This is a genomic window from Sulfitobacter noctilucicola (assembly GCF_000622385.1).
GTDB lineage: Bacteria > Pseudomonadota > Alphaproteobacteria > Rhodobacterales > Rhodobacteraceae > Sulfitobacter > Sulfitobacter noctilucicola.
This window is the reverse complement of sequence record NZ_JASD01000008.1, coordinates 1,029,278-1,049,216: the sequence shown is the minus strand read 5'-3', so window position 1 is coordinate 1,049,216 and position 19,939 is coordinate 1,029,278. Positions and strand designations below refer to the sequence as shown.

Sequence of the window (19,939 nt, the reverse complement as noted above, 5' to 3'; positions counted from 1 at the left end):
GTGCAAATCGTTGGCCGGACTAGGGCCCCAAGGCGGCGACATGTGTTACAGCCGCCACCTTGAATGTCTTAAGCGTCAGATTGGATTATTCGATCCAGCCGCGCTCTTTGTAGTACTTCGCGGCACCATCGTGCAGCGGCGCAGACAGACCACCAGAGATCATCTCTTCTTCGGTCAGGTTTTCAAACGCAGGGTGCAGGCGCTTGAAGCGATCAAAGTTATCGAAAACGGCTTTAACAACCTGATAGATCGTATCTTCGTCCACGTCAGCGGAGGTCACGAATGTCGCCTTCACACCAAAGGTGTTCACCGTTTCATCCGTACCCTTGTACATGCCGCCGGGAATGGAGGCCGCAGCGTAGTAAGGGTTGTCCGCGATCAGCTTTTCGATCTCGGGGCCGCCGACATTCACCAGCTCTGCGTCAATTGTTGATACCGCTTCCTGAATGGAGCCGTTGGGGTGACCAACAGTGTAGATAATGGCATCGACCTTGTTGTCGCCCAGCGCGGCGGCTTGCTCTGCTGGTTTCAGCTCGGATGCGAGCGCGAAGTCGTCCAGCGTCCAGCCTTTGGCGTCCATCACGACTTCCATCGTGGCGCGCTGACCTGAACCGGGGTTACCAATGTTGACGCGCTTGCCTTTGAGATCGTCAAACGACTTGATGCCGCTGTCTTTGCGCGCAATCACGTTGAACGGCTCACCATGTACGGAGAAAACCGCACGCAGCTTGTCGAACTTGTCACCCTCAAACTGGGAAGAGCCATTGTACGCGTGGAACTGCCAGTCGGACTGGGCCACACCCATATCCATGTCGCCAGCCTTGATCGCGTTGATGTTCGCGATGGAACCGCCGGTGGAGGGGGCCGTACACTTCAGATTGTGGTCGGCCGTACCACGGTTAACGAGGCGGCAAATGGATTGACCGACGACGAAGTACACGCCCGTCTGACCACCGGTGCCGATTGTGATAAACTTTTCCTGAGCTGTCGCCATGGTGCCAGCGGTCATCGCACCGGCAACTGCGAGCATCTTGAACATTTTCATGATTCTCTCCCTTTTTTGCTTTTATGAGCTGCTGTTTACAGCAGATCGCCTTGGTATAGAGGCACGTTGATCCGTGGCCGTTTGACCCGAAAACCGGACTTAATCAGCCGCATTTCGCCTCGCTCCCTATTGTAGTTTTTGGTTCTCTGACCCAACCACAAGAGGAATCTCCAAGTAGCCTAGGAGGGATTACATTTATCCACAAGGGAGCTTTTAGATTATTGTGTAATCCGCACTAAATGCCTGTTTATACTGTCGAATATATGAACGATTTGCTTTCGTTTTGAGCAGTATCACCCACCTATCACTTGCCACACGATGCAAAGAACGTCAGGTCTTGATATACTGAAATCGCGAAGCCAGCAGGGAAGCCCATGCCAGATCTAAAATCAATGACCAGATTCTCGACTTTCATAGGCGTGATCGCTCTGGCTCTCATTTGCTTCATCCTTATTTTCGCGTGGTCCGGCTGGTTTGTCCTCCCGTTCATCCTCTTCGCGACCTTGTCGGGAATGGGTCTTTATGACGTTACACAGACCAAACATTCGATCCTTCGGAATTATCCGGTGCTGGGTCATATGCGGTTTTTCTTTGAAGGGATCAGACCTGAGATCCGGCAATATTTGATCGAGTCCGATCAAGATGAAGAGCCCTTTTCCCGCGATGCGCGTTCGCTTGTTTATCAGCGTGCAAAGGGCGAAGAAAGCGCCCGCCCTTTTGGCACCCGTATGCGGGTATACGATGCCGGCTATTCCTGGGTCACGCATTCGGTACAGCCGGTGCATATCGACAATTACGATTTCCGCACAACTATTGGTGGGCCTGATTGCAAAAAGCCATATGCGGCATCTCTCTACAACATTTCCGCAATGAGCTTTGGGTCGCTTTCCGCTAATGCGATCAAAGCGCTGAACACCGGTGCCAAGCTCGGCGGTTTTGCCCATGATACCGGAGAGGGATCGGTCAGTCGTTACCACAAGGAGGGCGGCGGTGATTTGATCTATCAACTAGCCTCAGGATACTTTGGCAGTCGGGCACCGGACGGGTCGTTTGATCCTGAGAAGTTCCGCGAGACAGCATCATTGGATCAGGTCAAGATGATTGAGCTGAAGCTAAGCCAGGGTGCAAAGCCGGGACATGGCGGTATGCTGCCCGCTTCCAAGATAACACCAGAGATTGCTGAGGCGCGTGGCGTGCCAATGGGGCAAGACTGTGTATCCCCCGCCGCCCACTCGGCTTTTTCCACACCAATTGAAATGATGGAATTCATCGGCCAGCTGCGTGACCTGTCCGGCGGCAAACCCGTTGGTTTCAAATTGTGTATCGGCCACCGTCGCGAATTTATGTGCATGGTGAAAGCGATGCTCGAAACCGGTATTGTGCCGGACTTCATCGTCGTCGACGGAACCGAGGGCGGCACCGGTGCCGCCCCTGTTGAGTTCTCAAATCACGTAGGCATGCCCATGATCGAAGGGCTGACCTTCGTGCATAACACCCTGCGCGGTGCCGGTCTGCGCGATCAGGTCAAGGTCGGCGCAGCAGGCAAGGTCGTCTCTGCCTTTGATATTGCAAGGGCGTTGGCGTTGGGCGCTGACTGGTGTAACTCTGCGCGCGGCTTCATGTTCGCAGTCGGCTGTATTCAGGCCCAAGCCTGTCATACCAACCACTGTCCGGTCGGGGTAGCGACGCAGGACGAAGTGCGGATGCGGGCATTGGACGTGGGGCACAAAAGCGAGCGTGTCGCGCGGTTCCACTCCAACACCATGCATGCACTGGGCGAGATGACGGGTGCAGCAGGCTTGCATCATCCAAGTGACTTTCTGCCATACCATCTGATGCTGCGGCAGGGTGACAAGAGCATGGCAGAAGCCAGCGATGTCTTTGCGTATCTACCCGAAGGTTATCTGCTGGATGACAATGCTGAAGACTTCAGAGGCAACAAGTCACGCTGGGCACGTGCCCGCGCTGACAGTTTCGCACCCAGAGAATGATCGCAGAGAACCCGCTGAATGAACCAGAAATGCAAAAGGCGCGCCGGATATCCGACGCGCCTTTCTTAATGTCTCGGGCTATTAAAGCTTAGCCTTCCGCGACAGCCGCCTGAACCGCAGCTTCAAAGATCGCGAGACCTTCTTCGATGATCGCATCAGACGCCGTCAGTGGCACCATGATTCGCAGCGCGTTACCGTGCATGCCACAGCTCAGCAGGATCAACCCACGCTTAAGCGCATGTGCGACGACCCGCTTGGTAAAGGCGGCATCCGGCGCGATTGTGTCGAAATCTGTAACGAATTCGACCGCGACCATCGCGCCAAGGCCACGGATGTCCCAGAAACGGAACGGGGCAGAACGCGCGCCGATCTGAGCAAAACGTGCTTTGAACATCTCACCCATCGCAGTGGAACGGGCCAGCAGACCTTCGTTTTCGATCGCATCAATCGCTGCAATCGCTGCGGCACATGCCACAGGGTTGCCGCCATATGTGCCACCAAGACCACCGGGCTCCATCGCGTCCATCACGTCGGCGCGACCGATAACACCAGCCAGCGGATACCCACCGGCCATCGATTTCGCCACGGTGATCAGGTCCGGCACAACACCGGAATGCTCGATCGCGAACCATGTTCCGGTCCGGCCAAAGCCTGCCTGAACCTCGTCAGCGATCAACATGATACCGTGCTCGTCACAGATATCGCGAAGTTGCTGCATCATCTCGAATGGCACCGGCACATAGCCGCCCTCGCCCAGAACAGGCTCGATGATGATAGCCGCAACACGCTCTGGCTGTGCATCTGTCAGGAACAGGTTCTTCAAGCCAGTGATCGCATCCTCGACAGTGATGCCATCGCGTACGTTCGGGAAAGGCGCGCGGAAGATATCAGCCGGGAAAGGACCAACATCTTTTTTGTACGGGGAAACCTTGCCGGTCATGCCAAGCGTAAGCAGTGTGCGGCCATGGTAGCCACCGGTAAAGGCGATAACGCCCGGACGGCCTGTCGCGGCACGGGCGATCTTTACGGCGTTTTCGACAGCTTCGGCACCAGTGGTGACCAAAAGCGTTTTCTTGGGCGCATCACCCGGGGCTAGCGCGTTCAGACGCTCCGCCAGCTCGATATATGGCTCGTAAGGAACAACCTGAAAGGATGTGTGTGTATAGTGGTCTTCTTGCGCTTTTGCCGCCTCGATCACCTTGGGGTGACGGTGACCTGTGTTCAGCACGCCGATACCGCCGCAGAAGTCGATAAAGCGGTTGCCCTCTACGTCCCAAAGTTCAGCATTCTCAGCGTACTTTGCATAGATTGGCGCGGCAGACGCAACACCACGTGGCACGGCCGCTTCACGGCGCGCAATCAACTGGGCGTTCGTCAGATCAGCATTCGCAGCGGCAACAGCGTCAGACACAATCGTTTTGGCGACTGTGTTGGTTTCTGCCACGGCTGGCTTCTTGTTTTTCGGGGCGGCCTTGCGGCGCGGTTTCTTGGCAGTGCTGGACATTTCCAATAATCCTTTGCTGGAGACGTGTCAGGTACGTTTAAAAAATCCTATCAGCATGTTTAATATACTTGTCAATTCCTCATTTTCACGAAATTGAAGCTATCAGAACGTCTCGGCCGGATTTTGCTTGTGACAACAATGCTGTCTGGCGCTACGAAACGGTAATGAACCTGCAAGGATTATGTCATTGGACATCGGACACCGCCTAAAAACCATCCGAAAGCAACGCGGCCTGTCCCAGCGGGAGCTGGCCAGCCGCGCTGGTTTAACCAATGGCACTATCTCCTTGATCGAACAGAATCGCACCAGCCCCTCTGTTGCTTCGCTCAAGAGCCTTCTGGACGCGATCCCGATCAGCATGGCAGAGTTTTTCTCAACACTGGAAGATGACCACACACCAAAGGTCTTTTATAAAGCCTCCGAGTTCACCGAGATATCGCCGGCTAGCGATGGTGATCTTTCTTTGCGCCAGTTGGGCGATGCGCAAAACCACGCGCTTCAGGTTCTTCACGAAAGCTATCCACCCGGCACCGATACGGGCCCCGAAGCGATTTCGCATGAAGGGGAAGAGGCTGGCATCGTGGTGCGCGGAACGATCGAAGTGACTGTCGACGGTAACAAAGCGGTTCTGCAGCCCGGAGATGGCTATCTGTTCGACAGCCGCCTGCCCCATCGCTTTCGCAACATCGGGGACGAAATCTGCGAGATAGTGAGCGCCTGCACACCACCCAGCTTTTGAGGATTTGAAAAAAGCCCCCCAAATTACTTGGGAGGCTTTTCCTTATCGGCCTGGGTAACCGCGCCGATCTGACTTTGTCAGCAGGTTGTAACTACAGCTACTCCCGCTTGTTGGTGGTAAGCACGGCAATTACGATTGCCGCCAAAATCAGACTGGCCAAGCCCCCCAGAAAAAGATCTGTGGACATGTTTGGCCCTTCCTTTTTGCTCTTGTCGTAAATCCAACTGTCGCTTTGGTGGTCTGGTTCCCCGTCCCGCACAATTATTTTGCACATGCGGCATCATTCGGCGCTTGTTCAGTAATCGTATGTTGGCTTGTTACTCTGAGGAACTGGAAACGTAAGCACCATTTCATAGCTGTCTTCTGTCTCTGTCACCTCGACCTGACCGTTAAGCTGTCTCGCGAATGCTTCGATCAGACGCGACCCTAGCCCGGTACCCGCCTCGTCGGTTTCGCCACCTTTGCTATTAATTAATGACAGGCGTGCGCTTTCAGGGCCGGTGCTGACCAGTTCGATTTCGATGCGGCTTTCTGACCTTCCATCCTGACAGATATGTTTAAGCGCATTGGTCATCGCCTCTGAAACGAGAAGGGTAAGAGGAGCGGCATCATCCGCTTCGATGCTCAGCGGTACGTATGACTGCTTTACGTCGACATTCGAACCAGGTGCCAGACCGACCGATAGCAACTGGTTCACCACCTCTTTCAACAGAACGGCGACATCGACGCGTACCAGTTCATCGGTCTGGTAGAGGTTCTTGTGAACCGTGGCGAGACTGAGGATACGCTCCTGCAGGCGGCGCAATACCAACTTGGAATCTTCGGTCTTGGCCTGTCTGATCTGCATGTTCATGATCGACGAGATCATTTGCAGGTTGTTCTTAACCCTGTGATGGACCTCTTTCAGAAGGATATTCTTTTCGCGCAAAGAGTCTTCCAGCGTGGCCTCATCACGCAGAATGGATTCGCCCATGCTGATGAAAGCCGCTTCCATCTCGACCAGTTCGAATGGCACGCCATTGCCCAGCAATTTCCGTGGCAGGTTGCGGTTGATCGCAAAGCGCCGCATCTGTCGCCCAAGCTTGCGGATATGACGGATGGCTAGACGGTTTAGCGCCCAGAAGGCAACGATCAGGCTGGCAGCCCACATCGCGACAGGCAGGAACGCAGTCAGCCGTTCAAGGAAACCGGGGTTGAGGAATGGCGTTGTGGTTGGCCATACGGCGGCCGCGTGAACCGCGCCCGGCACCAGCGGCATGATAGAATATACACGCTCGACGCCCTTTTGGTTGGGCGCGAACACAACGCTGGGCGGCTCTCCCACGAAATCTTCAAAAATCCGCCCTTTGGGCACTTCGCTTCCTGCCAGATCCAATCCGCGTTCCGTCGTCAGGATCTCACCATCCTCATTAAAGGTTATCAGCGCCAATGGTTTCATCGGGCGATCCGGTTCGACCACACGGTCGAATGTGTCTGACGGGATGGAGACCGACAAAAATCCGGTTGTGTCGCTGTTGGCGCGGATTGGGATCGAGACCACCGTCACCGGCCGCTGGCTATAGGCGCCGTTTTGCAGCGCTGTTGCCCTCAGTTTCTGCTCATCTACAATTCTGCGGAACCCTTCAGAGTCCGAGAAATTGAATTCGTTATCAGCCGACGAGCACTGCATCCGGCCATCCGTGCGGATAAAACCCACCAGACTATATTGAGAGTTGGCACGTTGGTACGCCCGCATAAACTCGGAACATCGTTCGGTGTCTGTGTGCATCAACTCCACAATCGGCACCAAGGCGGATGCGGTGCTAAAAGCTGTTTGCAACACAGCGCGCTCTGCTGAAGACGCCTGTTCGGTCGCGGCCAGCAAAAGGACGTCCGCCGAGGCGCGGTTGTCCCGCGCGATCTGCTGTGTCTGGCTGATTGCGATTAAACCGATAGGGAGAAGGGCGAGCGAAAGAAAAAGGAGGACCCGCACAGCGAGTCCCCTAAAGAGCTGGCCCTGAAAAAAGCCTGATGTCATGATCAGAAGCTGGCGATTTTGGAGCCTGAAAGCACCGACATCGTTGCGTCGTCGGTCATCTCAAGTGGCTCGTCTTCGTTCAATCCCATGATTTCGGCAAGCTGCGCGCGTGCTCTGTTTGTCCGGCTTTTGATCGTGCCGACGGCGACGCCGCACATTTCGGCCGCTTCTTCATAAGAAAAACCGGATGCGCCAACCAGCAACAACGCTTCGCGCTGCTCATCCTTCAACTGCAGCAAGGCACGCCGAAAATCAGCCATTTGCATGTGTCCGTCATGAGCCGGCTTTTCCGCAAGGCTTTCGGTAAAGACGCCATCAACGTCGGCGACTTCGCGTTTCGCTTTGCGTCGGTTGGAGTAGTATGTGTTTCGCAAGATTGTAAAAAGCCACGCACGCATGTTGGTGCCGACTTCGAATTTCTCGATGTTTGTCCAGGCTTTAACCAAGGTGTCCTGCACCATGTCATCTGCGATTGAACCGTTTCTGGTCAAGCTGATCGCAAAAGCACGCATCGCCGGAAGGTGTTCTACCAACTCGTCGCGCGGATCGCTTGCTGCGGTCATTTCGATGCGCCCTGATCGGAATCCTGTTTCTTCAACTGACTCAACAAATCTTTGAAACGATCTGGAATCCCTTCATCAAGTGTTTCCTCGAACACCTTCTTGAGGTTATCATCAATCGCACGTTCGCGGTCTTGGTTAGTTCTTTTATTCACTTGCTGGACCTCTGGTACGCCAAGGGGCGTTCACTTATTTCTCACTCACACGGGAACCAAACGCAATCTGAATGTGTTTGGTTCCAAGAAAGTCAAAAAAGATAAGGACGGCCATCATGAACGATGACACAGGGCAAACTGGCATCACTGAACAACTGGGGCAAAGCATCCCATACCTGCGCCGGTTCTCGCGCGCGATGACAGGCAGCCAGCAGAGTGGTGATACATTCGCCGCTGCTACGCTGGAAGCAATCCTCGCAGACCGGAGCGTTCTGGATGGTCAGGATGTTAAGACGGGACTTTTCAAAGTCCTTTATAGTATTTGGGCCAGTGCCGGTGCGCCGGTAGAAGAAGGTGAGCACGGCGCGCGCGCCAAAGCACAGCGTCGCTTGGCAAGCCTCACCAACAACAGCCGCGAAGCGTTGTTGCTGCACACGGTCGAAGGGTTTTCATTCTCAGAGGTCGGCACGATCATTGGCGTAGACCAATCCGAGGCCGAAGAGCTGATCAGCATCGCGCGCCGCGAAATGGCCGACAGCGCGTCCGGCTCTGTGATGATTATCGAAGACGAAGCGATCATTGCAATGGACATTGAATCCATCGTGGCAGAGATGGGCCACCGCGTCACAGGCATCGCACGCACCAGAGACGAAGCGATTGCGCTTGCGTCCAAAGATGTCCCCGACCTCATCCTCGCCGACATCCAGCTTGCCGATAATTCGTCCGGCATCGATGCAGTGAACGACATTCTGCAAGAACTGGGTACGCGTCCGGTGATCTTTATCACTGCGTTCCCTGAGCGGTTGCTGACAGGCGACAAACCAGAGCCTGCCTTCTTGATCTCGAAGCCCTATTCCGTCGATCAGGTCATGTCCTCGGTTTCCCAAGCGATGTTCTTCTCGTCGACAGAAACTCTCAACGCCTGATTGGCACACAATCGACGAAAAGGCTCCGGTGAAAGCCGGGGCCTTTTTATTTGAGGAACATTTTCTGTTGAGTGGCGTTCTACCAGTAACTGAACGCAATCAAAGGAGGGCCACGTTATGGCAACGTCGTCAACTACACAGAAAAATGGCATCTCAAACAAAACAGACATCTCTGTTGAAGATTTGTCCAAGCAGATCGAATTGTTGAAAAGCGATATCGCTGGGCTGACATCTTCCGTCAGTGAATACACGGTCGCTAAAGGTACAGCCGCCAAGGATACGGCAAAAGCCAAAGCCGAAGAGCTGGCTGCCGCTGGTAAAGACAAGGCGCTTGAAGCGCAGCTGCATACAGAAGAGTTCATTCGTACCCAGCCAGCAACCGCACTGGGCATTGCAGCTGGCGTTGGCTTTCTGGTCGGCATGATCACGGCACGTCGATAATATGTTGTCTGGCTTGATAAATCGGGCGAAGCAATCCGCATCCCGCACAGCGCGTAAAACCGCGCTGGGCGGCGCTGCCGGTTTGTGTTTAGCCGTGGGAACCGGTTTCTTTACCGCCGCCGCGTGGCTTTATCTAATCACCGTAACAACGGCGCTGAACGCGACCTTAATTCTGGGCGGAGCGTACATGGGGATCGGGTTCATCCTCATTGCCTGTATGTCCATGGTCGGTGACAAGGTCCCGCAGAAGTCCACGGAGCAAGATACATCACTCGTCCCCGATGCTGACTTCAGCAAGTTGATGGCAGCATTTATGACCGGACTAACGGCTGGGCGGCGATCACGCTCCTGACGGCCTCACTTAGTGTTTCATTAGAAAACGGACGTTGTACCCAGCCTGCAATTACCGCTTCGTCATGAACGCTATTGCAGACCGAATTTGTAACCAACACGATCTTTGTCTGCTTGTGTTGGCAGAGCAGTGACCCAACAGTATTATTGACCTCGTCAGACGGCACCGAAACGATTGCCACGACGTCACCCTGATGGTTTTCGATTTTGCCTTTGATGCCTTCGACGGCGTGTGTTCCAACGACCCGACACTCTTCATAGAGGCCGGTCAGTATCTCACAGATGTCGCTTTGAATAATTGCATCTGGCTCAATCACAACGAAAAGCATGGCAGCATTGTCCGATTGTAAAATTCGATAATAGCCGTCTTGGCGATCCCGCGCGTTAAACTAAGACATGCTGCAAGGAATAAATTTATGGCTACCAAGTGCGAACACTGCCCGCTTCACAGCAAGGACCTGTTCGTGTCTATGTCGCGGGAAGAGCTCGAATTCATGCAACGATTCAAGGTTGGCGAACTAACGGTCAATCCCGGCACGCCAATCCTGCTTGAAGGGTCGAATGCGGCGCAAATGTACACTGCGCTTTCTGGTATGGGCATCCGCGACACATCGTTGAAAACGGGGGAGCGGCAGGTAATCAATTTTGTCTTTCCCGGAGATTTTATAGGACTTCAAGCTGCCCTCTTGGGCGAGATGAGCCATTCCGTCGAAGCCCGCACCCACATGCGTCTTTGTGTTTTCGACAGGTCAGAGTTCTACCAGTTTTTCCGCAGCAATCCTTCCCGCGCTTTCGATATCACTTGGCTTGCCGCAGTCGAAGAACATTTCCTTGGTGAGACGCTGACCTCTCTTGGTCAGAGAAGTGCCACCGAAGCAATTGCCTGGGCATTTCTGAAGGTGTTTCAGCGCGGCAAAGCGCTCGGTCTGACCACCAACTCGCAAATGGCCTTTCCCTTCACTCAACGCGATCTTGCGGATGCCTTGGGCCTATCCCTGGTCCATACCAATAAAACTCTCGCCAAGTTGAAAGACCGACAGCTGATGTCATGGCACGACGGCATTCTACAGATTAACAATCTGGAGCTCTTGGCAGAGGTCGCAGTGTCCGACACCGATCCATTGCCAAAGCGACCGCTGATGTAATCAGCTTTCGATTTCTACAATTGTATCCGCCGCCACAGCGCCGCGCGACCCGACAGGCATATTCGGCCCGATTGTGCTGTCCTTGACTGTTCGCAGCTCGATTTGTACATTCAAGGCGGCACCATAGAGCACGATAAAACTGCTGATCCACAGCCAGACCAACATCGCGACCACCGCTCCAATGGATCCGTAGACCTGATTATAATTTCCGAAGTTGGCAACGTAGTAGGCGAATCCGACTGACAGGATCATCCAGAACAGAACAGCTACGATAGAACCGACAGAAAGCCACTTGAACTGGGCGGCTTTGCGGTTGGGACCGAAGCGGTACAAAAGACCGATTCCGACGAAAAGCACCACCACCGCAACAATCCACCGTAGCGCATCCACCAACAAAGTTCCGACCAGTCCTAATGGGAAGAAGGCGAGCATCACAGGGATCACCACAAGGCTGATCAACGCAACGATCCCGACACCCACCAGTGCGACGGTCAACAATAGCGCACGCAGATAGTGCTTTGCAGTATTGCGATTACGCTCGCCATAGACCGCGTTCAGCCCGATAATCATCGCACCAACACCCGCACGCGCCGACCAGATCGCGATGAAAACCGAAAGCAGTCCGGCCCAGCCCAAGGTGTCGCTGTTGGTCGTCACAAGGCTGACAACCTGCGCGTTGATAATGTCGTAAACATCTGACGGGAATAGCCCACGCATATCTTCAAGCTGCGCGATGACGACGACAGGATCTGAGATCAGGCCAAGCACGGCAATCAGCGCCGCTAGAGCGGGAAACAACGACAGCATTGAAAAGAACGCGACTCCAGCTGAGATCAGCGCCAGATTGTTCTCGCCGATGTGCGCCAGACTGCCCTTGAATGCCTGCCAGTAACCGCGAAGCCCTATCTTGGGTGCGTATGCCGCCAACGTTAGTGCCCCTTCTTGTCATGTCCTTCAACATCATCACGGACCTGACCCCAGGCTACCAGCGTGAAGATAAGGGTACCGCCAATGATATTGCCCGAAAGCACGGGCAGGAAGAATCCGAAAAGCGCATCGGAAAGGCCAAGATCGGATTGCAGCACCAGTACCGCCATTTCTACCGAACCTGCAACAATATGGGTAAAGTCGCCCGCGGCAATCAACCAGGTGAAGGTCAGGATCAGAAAAAATGCATTCTCGTCTGCCTGCGGCAACATCCAAACGATCAATGCAACGATCACCCCGGCAGGGATAGCCCGCCAGAACCCTTCTGCAGCCCCCATTCCTGTGGCATGATGGGACAACTCGTTTATGGCCGGCAGCAGCTCGGAAGGCACCGCTGGCGTCATGACAAAAAGCGCTGCCGCCGCAAAAGCGCCAACAACATTGGCGGCCAACACAATTCCCCAAAGCCGCATCACACATCCGAGCGCGTTCAACGTCCGGTCACGCATCAACGGCAAGACGGTCGTGATCGTGTTTTCGGTAAATAGCTGCATCCGGCCCATGATGACGGCAAGGAAACCGAGTGAATAGCCAAGGTTCTCGATCAAAAATCGTGCAGGTGTGTCCGGTAGATAGGTGCGAAAGATCGCTTCGCCCAGTACCGATAGGCTGATGAGCATCCCTGCTGCGATACCGGACCAAATGAGTGAGCGTTTCGTCCGCGCGAGCTCTTCTTCGCCTTCCCGTCGTATGACCTCGTAGATCAGCTTCGGTGACAGCGCCGTTGCGTCCTTTACCGATTGCTCATTGTCTACTTCTTCGCTGTCTTTTTGGTATTGGGTCACAAGAGGTGGCATCGCTGGTCATTCCTTACGTTCATCCCTGTGAACTAGCGCGTTAAGGCCTGTTTGGTAGAGCAGACTAAAATCCGTTGCACCTTCCGGCGTTTTGTCAATGATGCGGCCAACCGGAAAGGACCCTTGATGATTACCCATTCTACCGACCTGACCCATGCAATCCGCAAGAGCTTTGCTCATGTGGACAGCTGCCCTTTTCAGGGACCGAGGATCTTTTTCGAGAATGCAGGCGGTGCGCTGACATTGAATGCGGTGGTCGATACGTCGGCTACATATGCGGCGATCCCTGACAATCAGGGGCGTGACAACCCTGCATCTGCTGCGTTGACGGACGTTATCACACAGGCCAAGGCGAAAATGGCGGTGTTCTTTAACGCGCCCGAAGGGAAGTTCTTTGTCGGCGAATCCGGGACGGAGCTTACGTTTCGCCTGATCCGTACTGCGGTTATGGGCAGTTCGGACACAGGCGCGGTCATTGGTTCTTCCGTGGAACATCCCGCATCGCGTAGTGCAGCGATGCATTGGGCAGAGGTCGCCGGAAAACCATATATCAGCGTACCTCATGACGATAAAACGGGTCAGGTCACGCCGGAAGCTTATGCAGCGTTAATGACCCCGAACGTCACCGTTGCGACCATCCTGCACACGTCGCCTGTGACCGGTATCGCAAATGACGTTGCAGGCATTGCGCGCGCCATCCGCCAAATCGCCCCCGATGCGTTCATCATCGTTGACGGGATTCAGCACGCCAGTCATGGCCGTATCGACATCGCAAGCTACGACATCGACGGATATGTCGTATCCCCGTACAAAGTCTTTTCGCGTCACGGCTACGGCGTTGCATGGGCATCCGACCGCCTTACAGCACTGCCAATCGAGACGCTTAGAAACGGACCCGAAGGCAACTGGGAGATGGGGACACGCGATACCGGCGCATATGCGACCTTCACCGATGTTGTGACCTATTTTGACTGGCTAGGGGGTGAGGTGAGCGACCAGACCGACCCGCGTGCCCGGATCGAGGCGGCAGGTGCGGCAATTCATGAGCATGAAAAAGCACTTACCGATGCGATGCTTTTTGGGGTAGATAATCTGCCCGGCCTTGCCGAACTGTCCGGCGTGACCATTCTGGGTGGCGCAGAGAATCCCGACCGCGAGGGACTTGTTTGTTTTGCGCTCGATCATGTTCCTGCGTCGGATATTGTCGATCAGTTAAATGCGCAGGGCATCCGTACCCACATCCGCCGCGCGGACCATTACTCAGGTAACATTCTAAGACCCCTTGGTCTGGAAGCTGCCGTGCGCGTGTCTCTCTGCCACTATAATACGCTTGAAGAGGTCCGCAGCCTTCTGGCCGCGATGAAAGATATCTCGGGCTGATCCATAGCGCTTGCCAAAGGCATAGATACGGTAAACGATGCCGGCATGAACACACCTCTTTCTGCCGCCATCCACGCCAAGCGGGACGATCTGATCGCCCTGACCCAAGACATGATCCGCATGCCGACGCTCAATCCGCCGGGTCAGGATTATCTGCTTATTTGTGAATATCTGGAGAAACGTCTGTCCGGTCACGGGTTCCAGACCCAGATGATTCGCGCCTACGGGACACCCGGGGACAGCGACAAGTATCCACGCTGGAACATCATCGCCCGCCGCGAAGGGAAACATACGGGCGATTGCGTCCATTTCAATTCTCATACCGATGTGGTCGAGGTCGGCGCGGGCTGGACGTTTGATCCTTTTGGCGGCGAGATCTCGGACGGCAAGATTTACGGTCGCGGCACCTGCGATATGAAAGGGGGTCTTGCCGCATCGATCATCGCCGCAGAAGCGTTTATAGAAACGCATCCGGATTTCGCAGGCGCGATCGAGATTTCAGGCACGGCGGATGAAGAAACGGGCGGCTATGGCGGTGTGGCTTATTTGGCAGAGCACGGTCATTTCAGCCCCGACAAGGTGCAGCACGTAATCATTCCCGAACCGCTGAACAAAGACCGGATTTGTCTCGGGCACCGCGGCGGTTGGTGGGCCGAGATTGAAACCAAAGGCGAGATTGCGCATGGGGCCATGCCTTTCTTGGGCGATTGCGCCGTGCGGCACATGGGGGCCGTCTTGCAAGAGTTCGAAGACAAACTGTTCCCTGCAATGGCAGAACGCTATACCGATATGCCAGTTGTGCCCGAAGGCGCGCGGCAATCAACGATGAACATCAATTCTATCCATGGCGGAGAGAACGAACCGGAACCGGGTTTCACCGGATTGCAGGCCCATTGCGTGCCGGATTCGTGCCGCATCGTTATTGATCGCCGATTTCTGGTCGAAGAACCGTTGGATCAGGTCCGTGACGAGGTGACTGGCCTGTTGGAAGGGCTGCGCAAAAGCAGACCAAATTTCGACTATGAGCTGACAGAGCGTAATTCAGTCCTGCCTTCAATGACGGACAAGGAATCGCCGGTTGTGCGGACGGTTGCCAAAGCGATTGAAGATGTGATGGGCAAGTCACCGGAGTATGTCGCCTCGCCCGGGAGTTATGACCAAAAGCACATCGACCGGATTGGCAAACTGAAGAACTGTATCGCCTACGGGCCCGGTATTCTTGATTTGGCGCATAAGCCCGATGAATACATCGGCATCGATGACATGATCGACAGCGCTTGCGTTATGGGTGCTGCGCTGGAAACCTTGCTATTGCCCCAGTCAGACTAGAACGCCTGCGTGGTGCCCAGCGCCAGACCGTCGATGATGGCCGTCAGCGCCGCGCCGCGATGGACCTGTGCCGATGGCAGGCGGCTGGTCAAAGCGTTCTCCACCACTTGCATCAGGCTTGAGCCGCCAACAAAGATCAGGTGCGTCACTGCATCCGGTGCAATTTGTGCTTCGGCCAGAGTTGCCTCTGCCGCCTCGCCGATCTGATTCGCCAATCCCGATAACTTCTTGGTCATCATCTCGGCCGGTAAGGGCAGAACCGCCTTACGCTTAAGCATACCCACACGAATGACCGGATTTTCGACATCCGGTGTATTGGCCATAATCTTGCCCGCCTCGACGGCAAAGGCCAGATCGTGCCCCAACTCCTCCTCCAATACCTTGACCAACCGTGCGAGCCGCGTCTCGTGGACCGCAAATTTATGCAGATCCTTTGCTGCACGGATGGTGTCAGGACCGTAAAGAAAAGGGATTTTTGCCCAGGTCGCCAGATCATTAAAGATACCGTTTGGGGCCAGATGCGTATCGTTGCCAAAAGCGTGACGGATCGGGCTGCCCATGCCCAACTGCGGCATCACCCGCGTAATGCTTAACCTGCGGTCAAAATCCGTACCACCGATACGCACACCGTAACTGCCCAGAATATCGATGTCCTGCGCACCTTTTTGACGGAACAGGGTAAAGTCAGAGGTACCGCCACCAATATCTACGATGAGACCCAGATCACCGGACTGCATGACGTCACGGTTCGCAAGAGCAGCCGCTTCTGGCTCATTCATAAATGCAACATCGTCAAAACCTGCTCTGGCATAACACTCTTTCAGATCGACAAGCGCCTGAGCATCCTTTGCGTCATCCTCCGAATGAAACCTGACCGGACGACCGGACAGGGCCTTTGTAAATGTCTCGCCTGTCGCCGTTTCGGCTCTGGTCTTCACTTCGTGCAGAAAGCGGGCGATGATATCGATAAAGTCCAACCGCTCTCCAAGGAGCATCCTGCTTTCTCGGATCAAGCGCGTGCCTAAAAGGCTTTTGAGGCCGCGCATGTAGCGACCTTCGTCTCCGCGCAGCAAGGCTTCGCTGGCCTCGGCACCGACACGCATCTTCTTGCTCTCGAAATCGAAGAAGACGGCCGTCGGCATTGTCAGTTCATCCCCCTCAAGCGGGATCAGCTGCGGTGTGCCGTCAACAGAAATACCTGCCGCCGAATTCGAGGTTCCAAAATCGATACCGAGGGTGCCGGACATAATCGTTCTCATTTGTTCAAGGATGCCGTCCCTAATTGGAAGATTGACCAAAGGCAAACCCCTGCCCGAAATACTGGCGCTGCTTGGCGGAGTTCTGTAGCCTGATCCCAAACCAACAAGGGAGACCACCATGTTCCACCTTCGCCACCTGCTTTTGGGTGCCGGCACTGCAGCTTTGATGGCCGGTGCGGCACTTGCCAAAGACGATATCACCGTCGCGATCCAGCTTGAGCCACCTCACATGGATCCGACATCTGCTGCGGCGGGTGCCATTGATAGCGTGCTTTATTCAAACGTGTTCGAGGGGCTGACCCGTTTCATGAGCGACGGCTCCGTTGTGCCTGGTCTGGCAGCGTCTTGGGATATCTCCGAAGACGGGCTGACCTATACCTTCAAACTGCGCGAGGGTGTGACGTTTCATGACGGCACGAAAATGGACGCAGAAGATGTGAAGTTCAGTCTTGACCGGATCGGTGCCGAAGACAGCGCAAATGCGCAAAAAGCGCTTTATGCCGCCATCACCGAAGTGAACGTCATCGACCCGATGACGGTCGAGGTGAAGCTGTCAGAGCCGAACGGCAATATGATCTTTAACCTTGCATGGGGCGATGCCGTGATTGTCGCGCCCGAAAGCATCGAGAACATCAAACAGATGCCCGTGGGCACAGGCGCGTTCAAATTCGAAAACTGGACACAGGGCGACAAGGTCGATCTGGTCCGCAACGATGCTTATTGGGGGGATGCCCCCGCACTGGCGAAAGCGACGTTCAAATTCATCTCTGACCCGACAGCGGCTTTTGCCTCTGTTATGGCTGAAGATGTCGACGTCTTCGCGGGCTTCCCTGCGCCTGAAAACCTGCCGCAGTTCGAGGCTGATCCGCGCTTTCAGGTGATCGTTGGTTCAACAGAAGGCGAAACCATCTTGTCTACCAACAACAAGATGCCGCCGTTTGATAACGTAAAGGTTCGTGAAGCGCTGGCGCACGCGATTGACCGTCAGGCGATCATTGATGGCGCGATGTTCGGGTTGGGAACACCCATCGGCACACACTTTGCGCCACACAATCCTGCCTACGTCGATCTGACTGCACAATCTGCCTATGATCCCGCAAAGGCTAAGGCACTGCTGGCTGAAGCAGGTTTTGCTGACGGGTTCGAGACCACATTGCACCTTCCACCCCCATCATATGCACGACGTGGTGGCGAAATCATTGCCGCACAGCTGGCCGAAGTGGGCATCAAAGCCGAAATCACCAACGTCGAATGGGCGCAGTGGCTGGAAACCGTATTCAAGGGCAAGAACTTTGGCCTTACCATCGTCAGCCACACAGAGCCGATGGACATCGGAATTTACGCAAACCCTGATTACTACTTCCAGTATGACAACAAAGAGTTTCAGGACCTGATTACCAAGCTGAACACCACAGCCGATCCTGACATGCGGAACCAGATGATGGCTGACGCGCAGAAGATCATCGCGGGCGACTATGTGAACGGCTACCTATTCCAACTCACCTTGCCAACGGTTGCCAAAGCAGGCGTGCAGGGGCTTTGGGAAAATGCGCCCACGCAGGCGACTGACCTAACCGGCGTTAGCTGGACAGAGTAAACCTTGATCCGGCGACATAAAATAGAAGCCTCCACCTCGTGGGGGCTTTTTATATTCCCGACCTTTGCTGCAATAGCTTTACGCCAGCGCGAATCTCTTCACGCAGTGGCCCCTCGCGTGGCGCATCACGCAATGTAGTGAACCAGTGTTGCGGCGGATTCTTACCTCTTCGGTTTCCGTCGAAACGCAGTGCCCGCAGCACCAGCTCTGCTGCGTCCGGCAAAATATCAGGTGCATCCAGTCCATTCAGTAGCCCCCAAATCTGCGTCCAAAGCCGCCCCACGGACCAAGGATTATATCCCCCGCCCCCTAAGACGAGCAGTCTGGGTGCGATCCCCAACAACCCCTTTAACACCGCAATATGCGCGTTATTGCTGAGCTTCATGTGCGACAGGGGGTCTTCTTCGATGCCGTCGGCACCACAAAGAAACACGATGGCATCCGGCTTGAATGCGGCAACTTTGGGCAGGATCAGACTATCCCGTACAAACGCCATTTCGCTGTCATTGAACCCGCGCGGCACCGGCAGGTTCAGCGCATTGCCACCTGCATCATTTTCAATCGGACCACTGCGGGGCCAAAGGCGGTCTTCGTGAACCGAGATCATGAGGCAATCAGGATCACCACCGAACCCCGTTTCAACCCCATCGGGATGATGCGCATCAATGTCTATATAGGCGATCCGGCGTACGCCGTGATGCCTGAGTGACAACATGGCCAGCACAGGATCATTCAGGTAGCAAAACCCGTTGGCGCGATCCGGCATGCCGTGGTGCGTACCACCCGCAGGATTGTAGATGACACCACCATCACGCAGCAATTCCCCTGCGAGGATCGACCCTCCTGCGGCTGTTGCCGGTCTCGTAAAAATCTCGGGAAATACAGGATTTGTGACACTGCCAATGTCATGGCGTTGATGGTCCTGCGCGCTGGCCCTCTGCTCTGCCTGCACTCTTTGCAGGGCATTTATATATTCAGGTGTGTGCCAATGCGTCAGCGCCTTGGGCTTGGCGCGGGGTGATGTAATAAACTGATCCGGCGGCAACCAGCCCAGCGCCTTGCTCAGATCCATCACGGTCGAAACTCTTGGCACCCGTAGCGGATGCCAACGCCCGTAACTGGAGTGGCGAAAAATCTCGTGACCGATAAACAGCGGGCGTTTCATCGCCAAGAGATAGGCTGTGTCGCTCGGAAGGCCAACAACGTTGCCACACGACATGAAAAAGGGCACCCGAAGGTGCCCCAAATCAATTGGTTCTCGCTGAGATTTAGCGGTCGCCGGATTGGCCGGCAGCTGCTTCCAACAATGTCGCGTCAGAGAAACGCTCACATGTGCGGTTCAGCACACCGATCTCTTCTTCCATACGCGTTTCGTCGTCGTTCGCATCGGCGCTATCGGTGGCGCGAAGGTTGTCAGCGTCGTTTTCCGCGCCCTCTTCAGATGCTTCGGTTTCTTCTGTCTCTGTACCGCGGTCGGTACCGTCGGCTGGCTCAACGTTGTCGTTCAATTCCATCACGGCCATCATAGCGGCCTTGTTCTGGTCTTCCGGTGACAGGTCCATATAATCGGCGCATGTCATGTTGTTTACATCAATGTGTGCGGCGGCAAATGCGGGCACTGACATGCTGCTGATCAATGCGGCGGCGGTAAGTGTTTTGAAAGTCGTTGTCATTTCGTAATCTCCTCATGTTCTGTTGGGAATACAACACGACCGA

At 54.9% G+C, this 19,939-nt stretch carries 20 protein-coding genes; 10 read left to right on the top strand and 10 right to left on the bottom strand.

Features of this window, described 5'->3' with window-relative positions; all coding sequences use genetic code 11:
* Positions 1 to 85: 85 nt before the first annotated feature.
* A complete protein-coding gene (locus Z946_RS0108895) occupies positions 86 to 1,045 on the bottom strand; it encodes a TAXI family TRAP transporter solute-binding subunit (RefSeq protein WP_025055384.1) in 960 nt (319 codons plus the stop codon).
* A gap of 374 nt (positions 1,046 to 1,419) precedes the next feature.
* Between Z946_RS0108895 and Z946_RS0108890 the strand changes: the two genes are divergently transcribed.
* The gene (locus Z946_RS0108890) at positions 1,420 to 3,036 is read left to right on the top strand and encodes an FMN-binding glutamate synthase family protein (RefSeq protein ID WP_025055383.1); all 1,617 of its coding nucleotides are present in this window, start codon (positions 1,420 to 1,422) and stop codon (positions 3,034 to 3,036) included.
* An 88-nt stretch (positions 3,037 to 3,124) separates the two neighbouring features.
* On the opposite strand, the gene gabT is transcribed toward Z946_RS0108890, so the two are convergent.
* Positions 3,125 to 4,540: a 4-aminobutyrate--2-oxoglutarate transaminase gene (gene gabT / locus Z946_RS0108885; protein WP_025055382.1), complete on the bottom strand. Its 1,416-nt coding sequence runs from the start codon at positions 4,538 to 4,540 to the stop codon at positions 3,125 to 3,127.
* Between the two features lie 187 nt (positions 4,541 to 4,727).
* Here gabT and Z946_RS0108880 point away from each other — a divergent pair, with 187 nt between their 5' ends.
* The gene (locus Z946_RS0108880) at positions 4,728 to 5,279 is read left to right on the top strand and encodes a cupin domain-containing protein (RefSeq protein WP_052836129.1); all 552 of its coding nucleotides are present in this window, start codon (positions 4,728 to 4,730) and stop codon (positions 5,277 to 5,279) included.
* A gap of 295 nt (positions 5,280 to 5,574) precedes the next feature.
* Here the strand turns inward: Z946_RS0108880 and Z946_RS0108870 are convergent, their stop codons facing one another.
* From Z946_RS0108870 to Z946_RS0108860, 3 genes are read right to left on the bottom strand one after another with little or no spacing between them, the layout of a single operon-like run.
* The gene (locus Z946_RS0108870; protein WP_241461317.1) at positions 5,575 to 7,251 is read right to left on the bottom strand and encodes a sensor histidine kinase; all 1,677 of its coding nucleotides are present in this window, start codon (positions 7,249 to 7,251) and stop codon (positions 5,575 to 5,577) included.
* Positions 7,252 to 7,298: 47 nt separating this feature from the next.
* Positions 7,299 to 7,859, bottom strand: coding sequence for an RNA polymerase sigma factor (locus tag Z946_RS0108865; RefSeq protein WP_025055379.1), 561 nt, complete (start codon positions 7,857 to 7,859; stop codon positions 7,299 to 7,301).
* A complete protein-coding gene (locus Z946_RS0108860; protein ID WP_025055378.1) occupies positions 7,856 to 8,011 on the bottom strand; it encodes a NepR family anti-sigma factor in 156 nt (51 codons plus the stop codon). Before Z946_RS0108860 ends, Z946_RS0108865 begins: the two co-directional genes overlap by 4 nt.
* Before the next feature lie 116 nt (positions 8,012 to 8,127).
* Between Z946_RS0108860 and Z946_RS0108855 the strand changes: the two genes are divergently transcribed.
* The 5 genes from Z946_RS0108855 (at position 8,128) to Z946_RS0108835 (ending at position 10,874) form a co-directional block, all read left to right on the top strand.
* Complete coding sequence (locus Z946_RS0108855) at positions 8,128 to 8,937, top strand: response regulator (RefSeq protein WP_025055377.1); 810 nt, start codon at positions 8,128 to 8,130, stop codon at positions 8,935 to 8,937.
* Between the two features lie 117 nt (positions 8,938 to 9,054).
* Positions 9,055 to 9,378, top strand: coding sequence for an ElaB/YgaM/YqjD family protein (locus Z946_RS0108850; protein ID WP_025055376.1), 324 nt, complete (start codon positions 9,055 to 9,057; stop codon positions 9,376 to 9,378).
* Position 9,379: 1 nt separating this feature from the next.
* A complete protein-coding gene (locus Z946_RS21075) occupies positions 9,380 to 9,730 on the top strand; it encodes a phage holin family protein (RefSeq protein ID WP_025055375.1) in 351 nt (116 codons plus the stop codon).
* Positions 9,731 to 9,923: 193 nt separating this feature from the next.
* Entirely contained in the window at positions 9,924 to 10,079 is a 156-nt protein-coding gene (locus Z946_RS21810; protein ID WP_241461316.1) for a hypothetical protein, read from the top strand.
* Between the two features lie 66 nt (positions 10,080 to 10,145).
* On the top strand, positions 10,146 to 10,874 hold the full coding sequence (locus tag Z946_RS0108835; protein WP_025055373.1) for a Crp/Fnr family transcriptional regulator: 729 nt from the start codon (positions 10,146 to 10,148) through the stop codon (positions 10,872 to 10,874).
* Here the strand turns inward: Z946_RS0108835 and Z946_RS0108830 are convergent, their stop codons facing one another.
* Positions 10,875 to 11,801: a YihY/virulence factor BrkB family protein gene (locus Z946_RS0108830; RefSeq protein ID WP_221228623.1), complete on the bottom strand. Its 927-nt coding sequence runs from the start codon at positions 11,799 to 11,801 to the stop codon at positions 10,875 to 10,877.
* A gap of 2 nt (positions 11,802 to 11,803) precedes the next feature.
* Positions 11,804 to 12,658, bottom strand: a complete 855-nt coding sequence (locus Z946_RS0108825; protein WP_025055371.1) for a formate/nitrite transporter family protein — start codon at positions 12,656 to 12,658, stop codon at positions 11,804 to 11,806.
* A gap of 126 nt (positions 12,659 to 12,784) precedes the next feature.
* Here Z946_RS0108825 and Z946_RS0108820 point away from each other — a divergent pair, with 126 nt between their 5' ends.
* Positions 12,785 to 14,038: an aminotransferase class V-fold PLP-dependent enzyme gene (locus Z946_RS0108820; protein ID WP_025055370.1), complete on the top strand. Its 1,254-nt coding sequence runs from the start codon at positions 12,785 to 12,787 to the stop codon at positions 14,036 to 14,038.
* Between the two features lie 45 nt (positions 14,039 to 14,083).
* Complete coding sequence (locus Z946_RS0108815) at positions 14,084 to 15,367, top strand: acetylornithine deacetylase/succinyl-diaminopimelate desuccinylase family protein (RefSeq protein WP_025055369.1); 1,284 nt, start codon at positions 14,084 to 14,086, stop codon at positions 15,365 to 15,367.
* On the opposite strand, the gene Z946_RS0108810 is transcribed toward Z946_RS0108815, so the two are convergent.
* A complete protein-coding gene (locus Z946_RS0108810; RefSeq protein ID WP_025055368.1) occupies positions 15,364 to 16,614 on the bottom strand; it encodes an Hsp70 family protein in 1,251 nt (416 codons plus the stop codon). The two genes, Z946_RS0108815 and Z946_RS0108810, sit on opposite strands and share 4 nt — an antisense overlap.
* 130 nt (positions 16,615 to 16,744) lie before the next feature.
* On the opposite strand from Z946_RS0108810, the gene Z946_RS0108805 reads away from it, so the two are divergent.
* Positions 16,745 to 18,223: an ABC transporter substrate-binding protein gene (locus Z946_RS0108805; RefSeq protein WP_025055367.1), complete on the top strand. Its 1,479-nt coding sequence runs from the start codon at positions 16,745 to 16,747 to the stop codon at positions 18,221 to 18,223.
* 49 nt (positions 18,224 to 18,272) lie between these two features.
* Here the strand turns inward: Z946_RS0108805 and Z946_RS0108800 are convergent, their stop codons facing one another.
* Both Z946_RS0108800 and Z946_RS0108795 read right to left on the bottom strand, forming a co-directional pair.
* Positions 18,273 to 19,388, bottom strand: a complete 1,116-nt coding sequence (locus Z946_RS0108800) for an acetoin utilization protein AcuC (RefSeq protein ID WP_025055366.1) — start codon at positions 19,386 to 19,388, stop codon at positions 18,273 to 18,275.
* Between the two features lie 103 nt (positions 19,389 to 19,491).
* Positions 19,492 to 19,896 (bottom strand): HdeA/HdeB family chaperone, encoded by a 405-nt coding sequence (locus Z946_RS0108795; RefSeq protein WP_025055365.1) that lies wholly within the window; start codon positions 19,894 to 19,896, stop codon positions 19,492 to 19,494.
* Between the last annotated feature and the right edge of the window lie 43 nt (positions 19,897 to 19,939).